This is a genomic window from Streptomyces sp. NPDC104309 (assembly GCF_055584025.1).
This window is the reverse complement of record NZ_JBVJMV010000024.1, coordinates 40,311-56,462: the sequence shown is the minus strand read 5'-3', so window position 1 is coordinate 56,462 and position 16,152 is coordinate 40,311. Positions and strand designations below refer to the sequence as shown.

Here is a 16,152-nt window from a genome sequence, read left to right as displayed (position 1 = left end):
GTGATCACCGCATGAGCACGCCCTATCCCTTCACTGCCATCGTCGGACAGGACGATCTGCGGTTGGCACTGCTGCTCAACGCAGTGTCACCGCAAGTGGGCGGCGTTCTTGTGCGGGGTGAGAAAGGGACCGCCAAGAGCACCGCCGTACGCGCCCTTTCGGCGCTCATGCCAGAGGTGGACGTCGTCCCCGGGTGCCGCTTCTCGTGCGACCCGGCCGGACCCGACCCGGCGTGCCCGGACGGGCCGCATGAGCCGGGGCCGGGCACGCTGCGCCGCGCCCGTATGGTCGAGTTGCCCGTGGGTGCCTCGGAGGACCGGCTCGTCGGCGCGCTCGACATCGAGCGAGCACTCGCCGAAGGGGTGAAGTCCTTCGAACCGGGCCTCCTCGCCGATTCGCACCGCGGAATCCTCTACGTCGACGAAGTCAATCTGCTGCACGATCATTTGGTCGACCTCCTGTTGGACGCCGCCGCGATGGGCGCCTCGTATGTCGAACGCGAAGGGGTTTCCGTACGGCACGCGGCTCGATTCCTCCTGGTCGGGACCATGAACCCCGAGGAGGGGGAGCTCAGACCCCAACTCCTCGATCGTTTCGGGCTGACCGTGGAGGTCGCGGCCTCGCGGGAGCCGGAGCAGCGGGTGGAAGTCGTGCGGCGACGGCTCGGGTACGACGACGATCCCGACGATTTCGCTGCGCGTTGGGCGGACGAGGAGGACGCCGTACGCCAACGGATCATGGCGGCACGAGCGTTGCTGCCGTCGGTGCGGCTCGGGGACGGGGCGTTGCGGCAGATCGCGGCCACCTGTGCGGCCTTCGAGGTCGACGGGATGCGCGCGGACATCGTGATGGCACGGACGGCCACCGCCCTGGCGGCGTGGGCGGGACGTACGGACGTGCTTGCCGAGGACGTGCGCCAGGCCGCCCTGCTCGCGCTCCCCCACCGGCGTCGGCGCAATCCCTTCGACGCGCCGGGCCTGGACGAGAACAAGCTCGACGACACGCTGGAGCAGAACAGCGGCGAGGACGACGATCCGGACCCGGACGGCCCCGGTGGTGGCGGCCGGCCCCCGCAGGGCGACGGGCCCGACACACCGCCGCGGCCCGAGGGCGAGGCGGGCGACACGCCCGCGCAGACCGTTCCCGAGCAGGGGCAGGGGCAGCAGTCTTCCGGGGGCGGCGAGCAGCAGCCCGTACGCGCTGCCGAGCCGTTCCGTACGAAGATGCTGAGCGTGCCGGGTCTGGGCGAGGGCGCGGCGGGGCGGCGGTCCCGGGCGCGTACCGAGCACGGGCGTACGACCGGTGCTCGGCGCCCGCAGGGCGCCCTGACCAAACTGCATCTGGCCGCGACCGTGCAGGCCGCTGCCCCGCATCAGCGGGCGCGGGGGCGGTCGGGACGGGGGCTGGTGGTCCGGCGGGACGATCTGCGGCAGGCGACCCGGGAGGGACGGGAGGGAAACCTCGTTCTCTTCGTGGTGGATGCGTCCGGATCGATGGCTGCCCGGCAGCGGATGAGCGCCGTGAAGGGTGCGGTCCTTTCGCTGCTGCTGGATGCGTATCAGCGGCGGGACAAGGTCGGGCTGATCACCTTCCGGGGCAAGGACGCCGAGGTGGTGCTGCCGCCGACGTCGTCGGTGGACGCTGCGGCGGCACGGCTGGAGATGCTGCCGACCGGTGGGCGGACCCCCGTCGCGGCCGGGCTGCTGAAGGCCCATGAGGTGCTGCGGGTGGAGCGGCTGCGTGATCCGTCGCGGCGGCCGTTGCTGGTCGTGGTGACGGACGGGCGGGCGACCGGGGGGCCCGATCCGGTGGTGCTGGCGGCGCGGGCGGCGCGGCTGCACGAGGCCGAGGGCACCGCGTCCGTCGTCGTGGACTGCGAGTCGGGGCCCGTACGGCTCGGTCTCGCGGGCGATCTCGCGCGCGATCTCGGGGGCAGCGCCGTCACGCTCGACGAGCTGCGGGCCGACTCGATCGCGGGGCTCGTGAAGGACGTCCGGGGAACCAGCAGGAGGGCCGCGTAATGCCGCAGGGACAGCCGACCACCGTGCCGGACGACGGGCTCACCACTCGTCAGCGCCGCAACCGTCCGCTGCTGGTGGTGCACACCGGCATCGGGAAGGGGAAATCGACGGCGGCCTTCGGGCTGGCGCTGCGCGCCTGGAATCAGGGGTGGCCGATCGGCGTCTTCCAGTTCGTCAAGTCGGCGAAGTGGAAGGTCGGCGAGGAGAACGCGCTGAAGGTCCTCGGGGCCAGCGGCGAGGGCGGGTCCGTCGCCTGGCACAAGATGGGCGAGGGCTGGTCGTGGGTGCAGCGCGACCAGCAGCTCGACAACGAGGAGGCGGCGCGCGAGGGCTGGGAGCAGGTCAAGCGCGACCTGGCGGCCGAGACGTACCGGCTGTACGTCCTGGACGAGTTCGCGTACCCGATGCACTGGGGCTGGGTCGACACCGACGAGGTGATCGAGGTGCTGCGGAACCGTCCCGGTACGCAGCATGTGGTCGTCACCGGGCGCAACGCGCCCGAGAAGCTGGTGGCGGCGGCCGACCTGGTGACCGACATGTCGAAGGTCAAGCACCCGATGGATGCCGGTCAGAAGGGTCAGCGGGGCATCGAATGGTGAGGGGCCCGCGGTGAACGTTCCGCGTCTGGTGATCGCCGCGCCCTCCTCGGGGAGCGGCAAGACCACCGTGGCCACGGGGCTGATGGCGGTCTTCGCGGGGCGGGGGCTTGCCGTGTCCGCGCACAAGGTCGGGCCCGACTACATCGATCCCGGCTACCACACGCTGGCCACGGGGCGCCCGGGGCGCAATCTCGACGCGTACATGTGCGGGCCCGAGCTGATCGCCCCGCTGTTCGCGCACGGGGCGCTGGGCTGCGATCTGGCGGTCGTCGAGGGGGTGATGGGGCTGTACGACGGGGCGTCGGGCGAGGGCGAGCTGGCGTCCACCGCCCAGGTCGCGAAGCTGCTGCGGGCGCCCGTGGTGCTGGTCGTCGACGCGTCGTCGCAGTCGCGGTCCGTGGCCGCGCTGGTGCACGGCTTCGCCTCGTGGGATCCGCGGGTGCGGATCGGCGGGGTGATCCTGAACAAGGTCGGCTCGCAGCGGCACGAGGCGCTGTTGCGGGACGCGTTGGACGAGTCGGGCGTGCCGGTGCTGGGGGTGCTGCGGCGGACGGAGCAGGTGGCCGTCCCGTCGCGGCATCTGGGGCTGGTGCCGGTGGCCGAGCGGCGGGCCGACGCGTCGGCCGCCGTGGCGGCGATGGCGGACCGGGTGCGGGCGGGGTGCGACCTGGACGCGCTCATGGCGTTGGCCCGGTCGGCGCCCGCGGTACCGGGTGAGGTGTGGGACGCGGCCGGGGCGGTGGCCGGATGCGGCGGGCCCGTCGCCGGGGCCGGAAGGGTCGCCGTCGCGGCCGGGCCCGCGTTCACGTTCTCCTACGCCGAGCACACCGAGCTGCTCGCCGCCGCCGGGGCCGAGGTCGTGCCGTTCGATCCGTTGCGGGACGAGGCGCTGCCCGAGGGCGCCCGGGGGCTGGTCATCGGCGGGGGTTTCCCTGAGGTGTACGCCTCGGAGCTGTCCGCCAACGCGGCGCTGCGCCGGGCCGTCGCCCGGCTGGCGGCCTCCGGGGCTCCGGTGGCCGCCGAGTGTGCGGGGCTGCTGTATCTGGCGCGTTCGCTCGACGGACTGCCGATGTGCGGGGTCCTCGACGCCGGGGCGCGGATGTCCGAACGGCTGACGCTCGGCTACCGGGAGGCCGTGGCGGTCTCCGACAGCGTGCTGGCGGCGCCCGGGACCCGGGTGCGCGGGCACGAGTTCCACCGGACCGTGCTGGAGCCGGGCGCCGGGACGGAACCGGCGTGGGGCCTGCATCAGCCGGAGCGGCGCGTGGAGGGGTTCGTACAGCAGGGCGTGCACGCGAGTTATCTGCATACGCACGGGGCTTCGGCACCCGGTATGGCCCGCCGATTCGTTGAGAGGTGCAAGGGATGAACCACGGTCACGGTACGAGCAGGCTGGTCGGCGTCGGTGTCGGGCCCGGTGACCCGGAGCTGGTGACCGTCAAGGGCGTGAACGCGCTGCGTGCCGCGGCGGTCGTCGTCGTGCCGGTGATGGACACCGGTGAGCGGGGGCGGGCCGAGGCTACGGTGCTGCACTACGTGGCGGCCGACAAGGTCGTACGGGTGGTGTTCGCGCTGAACGAGCGGACGGACCGGGCGCGCCGGGAAGCGGCGTGGGACGCGGCGGGCGAGCGGGTCGCGGAGCTGCTGCGTACGCACGGTTCGGTGGCGTTCGCGACGATCGGCGACCCCAATGTGTACTCGACGTTCACGTATCTCGCGCACACGATCGGTGAGTCGCTGCCGGGGACGGCCGTGGAGACCGTGCCGGGGATCACGGCCATGCAGGATCTGGCCGCCCGCAGCGGTGCGGTGCTGACGGAGGGCACGGAGCCGTTGACGCTGGTGCCGGTGACCGCCGGGGCCGCGGTCCTCAAGGAGGCTCTCGAAGGTCCGGGCACGGTCGTCGCGTACAAGTTCGGGCGACTGGCCGCGGAGGTGGCCACGGCGCTGCGGGAGACGGGACGCACCGAGGACGCGGTGTGGGGTTCGGCGCTCGGGCTGCCCGAGGAGTCGATCCGGCCGGCGGCGGAGCTGGACGAGGGGCCGCTGCCGTATCTGTCGACGCTGATCGCGCCCGCGCCGCGCGACGGCGGGCGGGGCGGGAAATTGTGAGGCACCGGGGTCCGGCGCGGTGGTCAGCCCGCGATGCCCACCACCAGCCAGATGAAGCCCACCCCCGCCACGGTGCACAGCAGCGTGGAGCGGGCCGGGTGTTCGTGGTGTGCCTCGGGCAGGATCTCGGCGGCGGCGAGGTAGAGCAGTACACCGCCGAAGAAGCCGAGATAGCAGCCGAGCGCTTCCTCCGGAAGGGTGAACAGCAGCGTCGTCGCCGCGCCCACGAGCGGTGCCATGGCGTCCGCGAACAGCATGAACATCGCCTTGCGGCGGGCGTTCCCGTACAGGCTGGTGACCGTGTACGTGTTGAAGCCGTCGGCGAAGTCGTGCGTGATGACGGCGAGGGCGACGGCGGCTCCCATGCCGGCGCCCACCTGGAAGGCCGCGCCGAGCGCGACACCGTCCATCAGGCTGTGGCCGACCATCGCCGCCGCTGCCGTGAGTCCGACCTGCGGCACCCTGCCCTCACCCGCGCCGTGTGCCGCCTGGCGTACGGCGAGCAGACGCTCCACCAGATGGGCGACCAGGAAGCCGCCCACGAACAGCAGCAGGGCCGCCGGGACGCCGAAGACCGGATCGCCCGCGGCACCGATCGCTTCCGGCAGCAGGTCCAGGCCGACCACGCCGAGCATCAGTCCGCCGGCGAAGCCGAGCACCAGGTGGCGGCGGTCGGTGACGCGTTGCGCGACCCAGCCGCCGGCCAGGGTCATCAGGAACGCGCCGAGCGCGACGAACACCGCCATGCGCTCTTGCTAGCCGACTGACCCCGCTGCGCGCATCTCAGCACGCGGCACGCCCTGCCGTCCGTCCCATCCTTCTGTCCCGTTTCCCGAAAGGACCCCGTCCCATGTCCGAAGCAGTCGACGCAGCCGGTACGGCCGCCGCGCCCACCCACGGCAGAGTGACGTTCGTCGGTGCCGGCCCCGGCGCCGCCGATCTGCTGACGTTCCGGGCGGCGCGGGCCATCGCGGACGCCGACATCGTCATCTGGGCGGCGAGCCTGGTACAGGCGGAGGTCCTGGAGCATGCCCGGGAGGGCGCGGAGATCCTCGACTCGGCGCAGATGTCGCTGGAGCAGGTCGTCGCCGTCTACGAACGCGCGGCGGCCGAGGGGCTGAAGGTGGCCCGTATCCACTCCGGCGATCCGGCGCTCTGGGGCGGCACGCAGGAGCAGGTCGACCGGTGTGCCGGGCTGGGTGTCGCGGTGGAGATCGTGCCCGGGGTGTCGTCGTTCTCGGCGGTCGCGGCGATCGCGCAGCGGGAGCTGACGATTCCGGAGGTCGCGCAGTCGGTGATCCTGACCCGTCTCGGTGGCGGCAAGACGCCGATGCCGCCGGGCGAGGAGGTCCGTGAGTTCGCGCGCCACGGCACGACGATGGCGCTGTTCCTGTCGGCGGCACGGTCCGGCCAGCTCACCCAGGAGCTGTTGGAGGGCGGCTATCCGACGTCGACTCCGGTCGTGATCGCGTATCAGGCGACCTGGCCGGAGGAGCTGATCCTGCACTGCACGATCGAGACTCTGGAGGCCACGGTCAAGGAGCACAAGCTCTGGAAGCACACGCTCTTCCTGGTCGGTCCGGCGCTGTCGGCGTCGGGGACGCGTTCGCACCTCTACCATCCGGGGCACTTCCACGGCTTCCGCAAGGCCGACAAGGCGGCGCGGGCCGAACTGCGCGCCCGGCGGTCCGGCTCGTGAACCCGCTCTTCGGCACGGGGACCGCGCCGATCCGGGTCTTCGGCACGGGGACGGGTGAACCGCTCGGCCCCGAGGCCCGCCGGGCGCTGGACGCGGCCACGCTGGTGGTCGGCGCCCGGCGTCATCTTCAGGCCGCCGGGCTGCCCGACCGGACCGAGCGCATCGTGCTCGGTCCGCTGGCCCCCGCGCTCGACCGGATCGCGGAGCACGCGCCCGGGGACGGAGCGCGGGTGGTCGTGCTGGCCTCCGGCGACCCCGGGTTCTTCGGGATCGTACGGGCGCTGGCGGAGCGTTTCGGGGCGGGCGCGCTCGATGTGCGGCCGGGTGCGCCGTCCGTCGCGGTCGCGTTCGCCCGGCTGGGGCTGGCCTGGGACGACGCGGTCGTGGTCAGTGCGCACGGCCGCGACCCGCGGACCGCGGTGCATGTGTGCCTGGCGCACCCGAAGGTGGCCGTCCTGACCGGGCCCGGTGCCGGGCCCGCCGAGCTGGCGGCCGGGCTGGCGCACGGAACAACGGGGCGCACCCTGGTCGTCGCGACGGCGCTCGGCGATCCGGGGCGCGAGCACGTCGAGCGGCTCACCCCCGCCGAGGCGATGGCCCGCGACTGGCCGGATCCGGTGAGCGTGGTGCTGTGTCTGGACGAGCCCCGGGTGCTCTCCCCGGTACGGACCCTGGCGGGGGCGCCCGCCGGGCCGGGCGGATGGGCGCTGGACGAGGCGGAGTTCGAGCACCGCGACTCCATGATCACCAAGTTCGAGGTGCGGGCGCTGGCGCTGGCCCGGCTGGGGCCGCGCACCGGTGATCTGGTGTGGGACATCGGCGCGGGTTCGGGTTCGGTGGCGGTGGAGTGCGCGCGGCTCGGTGCCGCCGCCGTCGCCGTGGAGAAGGCCGCGGACGGGGTCGCGAGGATCAGGGCGAACGCGGCGGCGCACGGGGTGTACGTCCACGCGGTGCACGGCTCGGCGCCCGCCGCACTGGACGGTCTGCCCGATCCGGACGCGGTGTTCGTCGGGGGCGGCGGGCGTGAGCTGCCCGCCGTCGTGACGGCGTGCGCCCGGCGGGCGCGGCGCTCCGTGGTGGTGGCGCTGGCGGCGCTGGACCGGGTGCCCGAGGTGCGGGCGGCGCTGGCCGGTGCCGGGCTCGTGCCCGAGGGCGTGCTGCTGCAGTCCTCCCGGCTGGCGCCGCTGCCCGGTGAGGTGTCGCGGCTCGCCGCGACCAACCCGGTCTTTCTGCTGTGGGGCACCCGCCCCGCGGTTCGTGCAAATGAAGGAGCAACCCAGTGATCGGCCTGATCTCCGCCACGGCGGCGGGCACCGTCGCCCGCGACCGGCTGGCCGCGGCCTGGCCCGGCCGCACCGCGGTCTACGAGGGACCGGTGCGCGAGGCCGTGCAGCGGGCGTTCGCCGAGTGCGAGCAGCTGGTGTGTTTCCTGGCGACGGGGGCCGTGGTGCGGCTGCTCGCGCCGCTGCTCTCGGACAAGTCCGTGGATCCGGGTGTCGTCTGCGTCGACGAGGCGGGGCGCCATGCGGTGGCGCTGCTCGGCGGGCACGGCGGCGGGGCGAACGCGCTGGCCGAGGCGGTCGGTGACGTGCTGGGCGCGGCGCCGGTCGTGACGACGGCGACGGACGCGACGGGCGTACCCGGGCTGGACATGCTCGGCCTGCCCGTGGAGGGCGATGTGGCGGGGGTGTCACGCGCGATCCTCGACGGGGCGGGAGTGGAGCTGCGGGCGGACGCGGTGTGGCCGTTGCCGCCGTTGCCGTCGAATGTTTCCTCCGGCCCCGGGGGTGGTGCGGTGCTGCATGTCACCGACCGGACCGTGGAACTCGGGCCGCAGAACGCCGTGTTGCGTCCCGCGTCACTCGCTGTCGGGGTCGGCGCGTCCAAGGATGCTCCGGTCGAGGAGATCGTCGGGCTGATCCGGGACGCCCTGGACGCGGCCGGGCTCTCGCCGCTGAGCATCGCGGAGTTGGTCACGGTCGACGCGAAGGCGGACGAGCCCGGAATCGTCGCCGCGGCCTCGCAGCTCGGCGTACCGCTGCGCACGTACGCCGCCGACGAGTTGGCCCGTATCGAGGTGCCCAATCCGTCCGGCGCACCGCTCGCCGCCGTCGGAACACCGTCCGTCGCGGAGGCCGCCGCGCTCGCCGAGGGTGGCGAACTCCTCGTGCCGAAGCGGAAGTCGAGGGGGTGGCCAGCCGGGCAGGCCGGACCAGGGAGCGGGGTCCGGGGTGTGCAGCTGCAAGGCGGAGGAGGGAGTCGACGCGGAGCGTCGGCGAGCGACGACAACGCCGCAGATGCGCGCCCCGGGGCACGCGAGCCCGGCCTGCCCGGCTGGCCGCCCCCTGGCCCCGCGGGGCGGGCCGCGATGGCCACCTGCGCGGTGGTGCGCCGGGCCCCGCGCGGGCGCCTGGCCGTCGTCGGTCTCGGCCCGGGTGCGCGCGATCTGCTGACGCCGCGCGCCCGTGAGGAGTTGCGGCGGGCCTCGGTCCTGGTCGGGCTCGACCAGTACGTCGACCAGATCCGGGACCTGCTGCGGCCGGGCACCGCGGTCCTGGAGTCGGGGCTGGGCGCCGAGGAGGAGCGGGCCCGCACCGCGGTCGCGGCGGCGCGCGAGGGGCGTGCGGTGGCACTGATCGGCAGCGGTGACGCGGGCGTGTACGCGATGGCGTCACCCGCGCTCGCCGAGGCCGGCGCCGACATCGATGTGGTGGGTGTGCCAGGTGTGACGGCCGCGCTGGCAGCCGCCGCGATCCTGGGCGCGCCGCTGGGCCACGACCACGTATCGATCAGCCTCTCCGATCTGCACACGCCGTGGGAGGTCATCGAACGCCGGGTGAGGGCGGCGGCCGAGGCCGACCTCATCGTGACGTTCTACAACCCGCGCAGCCGGGGCCGCGACTGGCAGCTCCCGAAGGCCCTGTCGATCCTGGCCGAGCACCGGGAGGCGGCGACACCGGTCGGTGTCGTGCGCAACGCCTCGCGCCCCGACGAGAGCAGCCGGGTGACCTCGCTGGCGGCTCTGGACCCGGCGACGGTGGACATGATGACGGTGGTGACGGTCGGCAACACCGCGACCCGGGAGATCGCCGGCCGCATGGTGACGCCGCGCGGCTACCGCTGGCAGTCGGCCCCCGCCCCGCAGGGAGGTGCGAAGTGAGCCGGCCCTGGGAGAGAACCGTCCACCCCATCGAGCAGGAGTCGTACCGGCGGCTGCGCGCCCGTCTGGACACCTCGCACTTCCCCCCGCTGACCCGGGCCGTCGTGGAGCGGGTCATCCACTCCGCGGCGGATCCGGCGTACGCGACGGACCTGGTCTGCGACGAGGCGTCGCTCGTCGTCGCGCACGCGGCGCTGCACGCCGGCGCTCCGGTCGTCACCGACGTGGAGATGGTCGCGGCGGGCATCACCCGCCGCGAGACCGTGTGCCGCCTGAAGGAGGCCAGGTCCACTCCCGGGCTGACCCGTTCGGCACACGCGATCCGGCTCGCGTACGAGCAGGTCGGGCCCGGCGCGATCTGGGTGATCGGCAACGCGCCGACCGCGCTGGAGGAACTGCTCGTCCTCGACACCGCGCCCGTGCTCGTCATCGGGCTGCCGGTCGGTTTCGTCGGCGCGACCGAGTCGAAGGCGGCGCTGCGCGAGAGCGGTCTGCCCGCCGTGAGCAATGTGTCCGAGAAGGGTGGCTCGGCGGTCGCCGCCGCCGCCCTGAACGCCCTGCTGTACCACCCCGTGCCCCCCACGAACACCGAGGAGAACCTGTGACCACCGCGTCCGACCGGCCCGCACTGCTCATCGCCGGCCATGGCACCAGGGACGAGGGCGGGGCCGCGGCGTTCCGTGACTTCGTGACCGAGCTGGGCGAGCGCCACCCGCAACTGCCCGTGGCGGGCGGCTTCATCGAGCTGTCCCCGCCGCCGCTCGGCGACGCCGTGAGCGAACTGGTCGGGCGAGGTGTGCGGCGGTTCGCCGCCGTGCCGCTGATGCTGGTGTCGGCCGGGCACGCCAAGGGGGACATTCCGGCGGCGCTGGCCCGTGAGAAGGAGCGCCACCCCGGCATCGCGTACACCTACGGCCGCCCGCTCGGCCCGCACCCGGCGCTGCTGAAGGTGCTGGAGCGCCGGGTCGACGCGGTGCTCGGCGACACCGACCGGTCCGAGGTGACGGTGCTGCTGGTGGGGCGGGGTTCGACGGACCCGGACGCCAACGCCGAGGTGTACAAGGCGGCGCGGCTGTTCTGGGAGGGCCGGGGTTACGCGGGAGTGGAGACGGCGTTCGTCTCGCTCGCGGCGCCCGACGTACCGTCCGGTCTCGACCGTTGCGTGAAGCTGGGTGCCGGGCGCATAGTCGTTCTGCCGTACTTCCTCTTCACCGGCATCCTGCCGGACCGGGTGCGTCGTCAGACTGAGGAGTGGGCCGCCGCCCACCCGGGGCTCGATGTCCGCCCGGCCGAGGTCATCGGCGCTGCCGAGGAACTGTACGACCTGGTCATGGAGCGCTATCGGGAGGCCGTCGAGGGCGATCTGCGGATGAACTGCGACTCTTGCGTGTACCGGATCGCACTGCCGGGCTTCGAGGACAAGGTGGGGCTGCCGCAGCAGCCGCACTTCCACCCTGACGACGACGGCCACCATCACCACCACCCACACGGCGGTCATGCACACTCCCACTGAAAGTCCCGACGCGACAGGCGCGGGCGCGCACGATCTGCGGCACCACGGTGACGCGGAAGTACGGGGACGGGGACGGGATCTGACCGATCTCGCCGTCAACGTACGGGCGGATACGCCCCCGGCGTGGCTGAGGGCGCGGATAGCCGCGTCGCTGGGCACGCTCGCCGCCTACCCGGACGGCCGTCCGGCGCGGGCGGCGGTCGCGGCCCGGCACGGGCTTCCGGCGGAGCGCGTGCTCCTGACGGCGGGGGCGGCGGAGGCGTTCGTGCTGATCGCACGGGCGCTGCCGGCTCGCCGTCCGGTCGTGGTCCATCCGCAGTTCACCGAGCCGGAGTCGGCGCTGCGCGCGGCCGGGCACGAGGTGCGGCGGGTGCTGCTGCCGGCCGAGGACGGCTTCCGGCTGGATCCGGCGGCCGTGCCCGAGGACGCGGATCTGGTGGTGGTCGGCAATCCGACCAATCCCACGTCGGTCCTGCATCCGGCGGCCGTGCTGGAGGAACTGGCGCGACCCGGGCGGACGCTGGTCGTCGACGAGGCGTTCATGGACGCGGTACCGGGCGAGCGCGAGGCGCTGTGCGGACGTACGGACGTCCCCGGGCTCTTGGTGCTGCGCAGCCTCACCAAGACCTGGGGGCTCGCGGGGCTGCGGATCGGTTACGTACTGGCCGCCCCGGAGACGGTCCGCGCACTGGAGGAGGCGCAGCCGCTGTGGCCGGTGTCGGCCCCGGCGCTGGCGGCGGCCGAGGCGTGCGTGGAGCCGCGGGCCCTGGCCGAGGCGGCTGCCGCGGCGGAACGGATCGCGGTGGACCGGGCCCATCTGGTCGCGGGGCTCCGGGAGTTCGCCGAGGTGCGGGTGATGGAGCCGGCCGAGGCGCCGTTCGTCCTGGTACGGCTGGAAGGGGCCGACGAGGTACGGGAGCGCTTGCGGGCGCTCGGGTTCGCGGCGCGGCGTGGAGATACGTTTCCCGGGCTCGGTCCGCAGTGGCTGCGGCTGGCGGTACGCGACCGGGCGACGACCAATCGCTTCCTGCAGGCGCTCGACCAGGCGTTGCAGACGCTGACCGTCGTCACGCGCTGACCGGACGGCTCGCGGGGAGCGGCGTTCCGTCCATGCGAACGCCGCTCCCCGCACCCCCCTGGCCCACGGCCACCCCCTCGGGCCCCGGGCCCTGAGCCGTGCGGCTCAGTCCTGGGCGCGCCGCCTGGCCACGACCATCGCGCCGGCGCCCACCGCCAGCAGCAGGGCCGCGCCACCCGCGATGAACGGTGTCGCGGAACTGCCGCCCGTCTCGGCGAGGTTGGAGTCGACGTCCGGGGCATGGCCAGTGCCGGTCTGGGGCTTCACATCGCCGCCCGTGCTGCCGCCGCCGGAGGTGTTCGCGCCACTGGTCCCGCCGTTGCCGGAGCCACCGTCGCCGGAGCCACTACTGGTCGAACCGCCGTCGCTGGAACCACCACCGGTCGAACCGCCATTGCCGGAGCCACCGTTGTCACCGCCGCCCGGCCCCGTCCCCTTCGGGGTCTCGCAGGTCGCCTCGGCGAGGGTGACCTCGCCCTGCACATCGGCGACATTCAGCTTGAGCGGATTGACGGAGACCTTCAGCTGGAGCGCTGCCGCCGCCGCGGTGCGCGAGGTGGTGTGCGTCTTCGACAGGTCGAGGGTCACCTCTCCGACGCCGGGCACCTTCAGCTGGGTGGTGCCGCCCGCGGTGAGGCTGATCCGCTTGCCGAGGATCGTCACGTGTCCCAGCACGTTCGACTCGGCGACCGGCTTCCTGCCCACCTCGCAGACCGCCTTGGAGGTGACCTGCTCGACCTCGATCAGGGAGAGCAGCGGCAGTCCGGGCACATGGACGCGGGCCTTCGCCACATTGCTGTACCCCTCGGCCCTGTGCTTGTCGACGGTGGCCCTCGCGGTGGCCACATCGGCGCTCAGCACGCTGAACGGCCGTCCGTCGTCCACCCCGTCGAGCCGGACGCTCAGCGCGGTCCGGTCGGCGCTGGCGGGCGCCTGCACCTCGTTGAGCGTGGCCTTGAGCGGCACGTCGATCGTCTTGTTCAGGAGCGAGACGTCGAGTGCGGTACGGAGCACGACCGCGCTCGCCTTCCCGTCGCCGGTGGTCGTGGTGGTCGCGTTGGTGGCGTGCGCCGGGACGGCGGCCAGCAGGGCGACGGGAGCGACGGCGACCGCCAGGGCGGCCAGACGGAAGGTGTTGCTGTTCAAAATGGTGGAACCCCCACATGAGACATGGAGCCACCGGCGCCGTCCAATGGGGGACATCGCGGGCACCGGTGACCTCGACCCCGAAAGCTTTACGCACGGAGGGTGAACTGGCAGACACCTGACGTGAGTTCACCCCAAAGAGGGGTTTCCGCGCCTGTATTCGAATATCTCGGGACGTTCGTTCCTCGCCGTCACCCGATCCGCTGAGCGTGGACGGCTCGGAGGCCGACTGCGCCGGAGTGCGAGCGAAAGTGGTTCAACGACACGGCAGGGAGCCGGTAACTGCCTGTCAACGCGACGCCCCCGGCCGGAAGGGGCCCGGCGGCCCGCCCCTCAGCCGATCACCCGCCCGTTCAGCACCACGCGTCGCGGCGCCGCCAGCACCCGTACGTCCGCCCGCGGATCCTCGTCGTACACCACCAGGTCCGCAGGGGCGCCCTCCTCCAGCACCGGCCGCCCCAGCCATCGACGCGCGCCCCAGGTGGTCGCGGACAGCGCGTCCAGGGCCGGGATGCCCGCCTTCACCAGCTCGGCGACCTCGTCCGCCACCAGTCCGTGGGCGAGGACGCCGCCCGCGTCGGTGCCGACGAAGACCGGAATCCCGGCGTCGTACGCGGCGCGCACGGTGTCGTAGCGCCGCTCGTGCAGCCGCCGCATATGCGCCGACCAGCGGGGGAACTTGGCGTCGCCGTTCGCCGCGAGCGAGGGGAACGTGGCGATGTTGACCAGGGTCGGGACGATCGCGACACCGCGTTCGGCGAAGAGCGGAATGGTCTCCTGGGTGAGCCCGGTGGCGTGCTCGATGCAGTCGATCCCGGCCTCGACGAGATCGCGCAGCGAGTCCTCGGCGAAGCAGTGCGCGGTGACCCGGGCGCCGAGCCGGTGCGCCTCGGCGATGGCCGCCTCGACCGCCTCACGCGGCCAGAGGGCGGTCAGGTCGCCCACCTCCCGGTCGATCCAGTCGCCGACCAGCTTCACCCAGCCGTCGCCGCGGCGCGCCTCCTGCGCGACGTACGCGACCAGCTCGTCGGGCTCGATCTCGTGGGCGTAGTTCCGGGTGTACCTGCGGGGCCTGGCGATGTGGCGGCCGGCCCTGATGATCTTCGGCAGGTCCTCCCGGTCGTCGATCCACCGGGTGTCGGCCGGCGAACCCGCGTCCCGCAGCAGCAGCGCGCCCGCCTCCCGGTCGGTGAGGGCCTGCTTCTCGCTGGTGGCCGCGTCGACGGCGCCGTGGTGGTCGAGCCCGACGTGGCAGTGCGCGTCGACCAGACCCGGCAGCGCCCAGCCGGTGACGGTCACCGCCTCGTCCGCGCCGGCCGGCCTCCCGTACGAGATCCGTCCGTCGACGGCCCAGAGCTCGTCCCGGACGTCCTCGGGACCGACGAGCACCCGCCCCTTCACGTGCAGCACCCGCGGTGCCGTGTGATCACTCATGAGCAGCACTGTACGAGGCGGCGTCCGGCCCCCTGGGTACGCTTCGACGGAAACCCCGTCCGTACGCGGCACCCGCGGCGCACCGATCCGATCCGAAGAGAGCACCACCGTGACGCACCCCTTCCTCGACCTCGCCCCGCTCACCGCCGCGCGCTTCGCGGCCATCGAGAAGCGGGTGGCCGGCCTCCTCGCCACCGAGCAGGACGTCGTCATCACGCAGGGCGAGGCGCTGCTCCCCCTCGAAGGCTGCATCCGGGGCGGCGCCCGGCCCGGCTCGACCGCGCTGAACGTCGTCACCGGCCCGTACGGGCAGACCTTCGGGAACTGGCTGCGGGACTGCGGTGCCAATGTGGTCGACCTGGCGGTCCCGTTCCACACGGCGGTCACCGCCGACCAGGTCGCGCGGGCGCTGGCCGAGCACCCGGAGATCGACTTCGTCTCCCTGGTGCACGCGGAGGCGGCGACGGGCAACACCAATCCGGTCGCCGAGATCGGTGAGGTGGTCCGTTCGCACGGGGCGCTGTTCATGCTGGACGCCGTCGCCTCGGTGGGCGCCGAGCCGCTGCTGCCGGACGTGTGGGGCGTCGACCTCTGTGTGATCGGCGCGCAGAAGGCGATGGGCGGCCCGGCCGGGGTCTCGGCGGTGTCGGTAAGCGAACGTGCCTGGGAGCGGATCGCCGCCAACCCCGAGGCCCCGCGCCGCTCGTACCTCTCGCTCCTGGACTGGAAGGAGCGCTGGATCGACGGCGGTCGCAAGGCGCTGCTGCACGCCCCCGCCCAGCTGGAGATGCTGGCCCTGGAGGCCTGTGTGGAGCGGATCGAGGCCGAGGGCCTGAACACGCTGATGGCCCGGCACGCCTCGGCCGCAGCGGCGACCCGCGCCGGCGCGGTGGCGCTCGGCGGCGGGCTGTCGCCGTATGTGCACGAGGCGAAGGAGGCGGCACCGGTCGCGACCACGCTGCGCGCCCCCGATGGGGTCGACGCCGCGGAGCTGGTCGCTCGGGCGCTCGCGGCCGACCCGTCGCTGCCGCTGATCGCGGGCGGCGGGGCGCTGTCCAAGGAGATGATCCGGGTCAATCACTACGGTGTGGATGCGACGCGGGGCGCGGTGCGGTCCTCGCTCGCGGCTCTGGGGGCGGCGCTGGCCGATGCGGGCCGGCAGGTCGACTTCGAAGCTGCCCGCAAAGCCGTTTCGGAAACCTGGCCGAGCGAGTAAATCCACTCCGGGACATCAATATTCCACAAATGCGGGGAGCTGCTTTATTCAGAGCAGCTCCCCGCATTCTTCTGCCCGCTTTCCCGATCCCTAAACACCCGAGTTTTCCGGCGGTCATCCTGGGGTCGATCCACGCAATTCTGTTGCGTCACCCGAGAGTTACGACCTTGTGAC

The 16,152-nt window shown here is 73.3% G+C and carries 13 protein-coding genes and 1 pseudogene; 11 read left to right on the top strand and 3 right to left on the bottom strand.

The annotated features are described in order from the left end of the window. Positions 1–11 precede the first annotated feature (11 nt). Genes ACZ68L_RS29640 through cobI form a run of 4 tightly spaced genes read left to right on the top strand, consistent with a single transcriptional unit; the run spans position 12 to position 4,732 of the window. Positions 12–2,021, top strand: a complete 2,010-nt coding sequence (locus tag ACZ68L_RS29640) for a putative cobaltochelatase (RefSeq protein WP_469582667.1) — start codon at positions 12–14, stop codon at positions 2,019–2,021. Further along, positions 2,021–2,620, top strand: coding sequence for a cob(I)yrinic acid a,c-diamide adenosyltransferase (gene cobO / locus ACZ68L_RS29635; RefSeq protein ID WP_469582664.1), 600 nt, complete (start codon positions 2,021–2,023; stop codon positions 2,618–2,620). The genes ACZ68L_RS29640 and cobO overlap by 1 nt, the downstream gene beginning before the upstream one ends. Then, positions 2,583–3,989 carry a cobyrinate a,c-diamide synthase gene (locus ACZ68L_RS29630; protein WP_469582663.1) on the top strand — a complete coding sequence of 469 codons (1,407 nt, stop codon included), beginning with the start codon at positions 2,583–2,585 and terminating at the stop codon, positions 3,987–3,989. Before cobO ends, ACZ68L_RS29630 begins: the two co-directional genes overlap by 38 nt. Further along, positions 3,986–4,732, top strand: coding sequence for a precorrin-2 C(20)-methyltransferase (gene cobI, locus ACZ68L_RS29625; protein WP_469582660.1), 747 nt, complete (start codon positions 3,986–3,988; stop codon positions 4,730–4,732). The genes ACZ68L_RS29630 and cobI overlap by 4 nt, the downstream gene beginning before the upstream one ends. Before the next feature lie 23 nt (positions 4,733–4,755). Here cobI and ACZ68L_RS29620 read toward each other — a convergent pair whose 3' ends face one another. Next, on the bottom strand, positions 4,756–5,478 hold the full coding sequence (locus tag ACZ68L_RS29620) for a ZIP family metal transporter (RefSeq protein WP_469582659.1): 723 nt from the start codon (positions 5,476–5,478) through the stop codon (positions 4,756–4,758). Between the two features lie 104 nt (positions 5,479–5,582). On the opposite strand from ACZ68L_RS29620, the gene cobM reads away from it, so the two are divergent. From cobM to cobC, 6 genes and pseudogenes are all read left to right on the top strand, one after another. Next, complete coding sequence (gene cobM, locus ACZ68L_RS29615; protein ID WP_469582657.1) at positions 5,583–6,431, top strand: precorrin-4 C(11)-methyltransferase; 849 nt, start codon at positions 5,583–5,585, stop codon at positions 6,429–6,431. Continuing rightward, complete coding sequence (gene cbiE, locus ACZ68L_RS29610) at positions 6,428–7,714, top strand: precorrin-6y C5,15-methyltransferase (decarboxylating) subunit CbiE (protein WP_469582654.1); 1,287 nt, start codon at positions 6,428–6,430, stop codon at positions 7,712–7,714. The genes cobM and cbiE overlap by 4 nt, the downstream gene beginning before the upstream one ends. Beyond that, a complete protein-coding gene (cobJ, locus tag ACZ68L_RS29605) occupies positions 7,711–9,591 on the top strand; it encodes a precorrin-3B C(17)-methyltransferase (RefSeq protein WP_469582653.1) in 1,881 nt (626 codons plus the stop codon). The genes cbiE and cobJ overlap by 4 nt, the downstream gene beginning before the upstream one ends. Beyond that, entirely contained in the window at positions 9,588–10,196 is a 609-nt protein-coding gene (locus ACZ68L_RS29600; RefSeq protein ID WP_469582650.1) for a precorrin-8X methylmutase, read from the top strand. The genes cobJ and ACZ68L_RS29600 overlap by 4 nt, the downstream gene beginning before the upstream one ends. Beyond that, a complete protein-coding gene (locus ACZ68L_RS29595) occupies positions 10,193–11,104 on the top strand; it encodes a sirohydrochlorin chelatase (protein WP_469582645.1) in 912 nt (303 codons plus the stop codon). Before ACZ68L_RS29600 ends, ACZ68L_RS29595 begins: the two co-directional genes overlap by 4 nt. Further along, positions 11,088–12,182, top strand: a pseudogene (gene cobC / locus ACZ68L_RS29590) (Rv2231c family pyridoxal phosphate-dependent protein CobC); the annotation flags it as partial. The gene ACZ68L_RS29595 and the pseudogene cobC, both read left to right, overlap by 17 nt. Positions 12,183–12,287: 105 nt before the next feature. Here the strand turns inward: cobC and ACZ68L_RS29585 are convergent. Both ACZ68L_RS29585 and ACZ68L_RS29580 read right to left on the bottom strand, forming a co-directional pair. Next, entirely contained in the window at positions 12,288–13,328 is a 1,041-nt protein-coding gene (locus ACZ68L_RS29585; RefSeq protein ID WP_469582643.1) for an SCO1860 family LAETG-anchored protein, read from the bottom strand. A 333-nt stretch (positions 13,329–13,661) separates the two neighbouring features. After that, positions 13,662–14,738, bottom strand: coding sequence for an amidohydrolase family protein (locus ACZ68L_RS29580; protein ID WP_469582836.1), 1,077 nt, complete (start codon positions 14,736–14,738; stop codon positions 13,662–13,664). 133 nt (positions 14,739–14,871) lie between these two features. Between ACZ68L_RS29580 and ACZ68L_RS29575 the strand changes: the two genes are divergently transcribed. After that, positions 14,872–15,978, top strand: coding sequence for a pyridoxal-phosphate-dependent aminotransferase family protein (locus ACZ68L_RS29575; RefSeq protein ID WP_469582641.1), 1,107 nt, complete (start codon positions 14,872–14,874; stop codon positions 15,976–15,978). Positions 15,979–16,152: the final 174 nt, after the last annotated feature.

Excerpts from the sequence above, each read along its gene's own strand:
- cobM (WP_469582657.1), top strand. The coding sequence starts at position 5,583 with ATGTCCGAAGCAGTCGACGCAGCCGGTACGGCCGCCGCGCCCACCCAC.
- ACZ68L_RS29630 (WP_469582663.1), top strand. The coding sequence starts at position 2,583 with ATGCCGGTCAGAAGGGTCAGCGGGGCATCGAATGGTGAGGGGCCCGCG.
- ACZ68L_RS29640 (WP_469582667.1), top strand. The coding sequence starts at position 12 with ATGAGCACGCCCTATCCCTTCACTGCCATCGTCGGACAGGACGATCTG.
- ACZ68L_RS29620 (WP_469582659.1), bottom strand. The coding sequence starts at position 5,478 with ATGGCGGTGTTCGTCGCGCTCGGCGCGTTCCTGATGACCCTGGCCGGC.
- cobI (WP_469582660.1), top strand. The coding sequence starts at position 3,986 with ATGAACCACGGTCACGGTACGAGCAGGCTGGTCGGCGTCGGTGTCGGG.
- cobO (WP_469582664.1), top strand. The coding sequence starts at position 2,021 with ATGCCGCAGGGACAGCCGACCACCGTGCCGGACGACGGGCTCACCACT.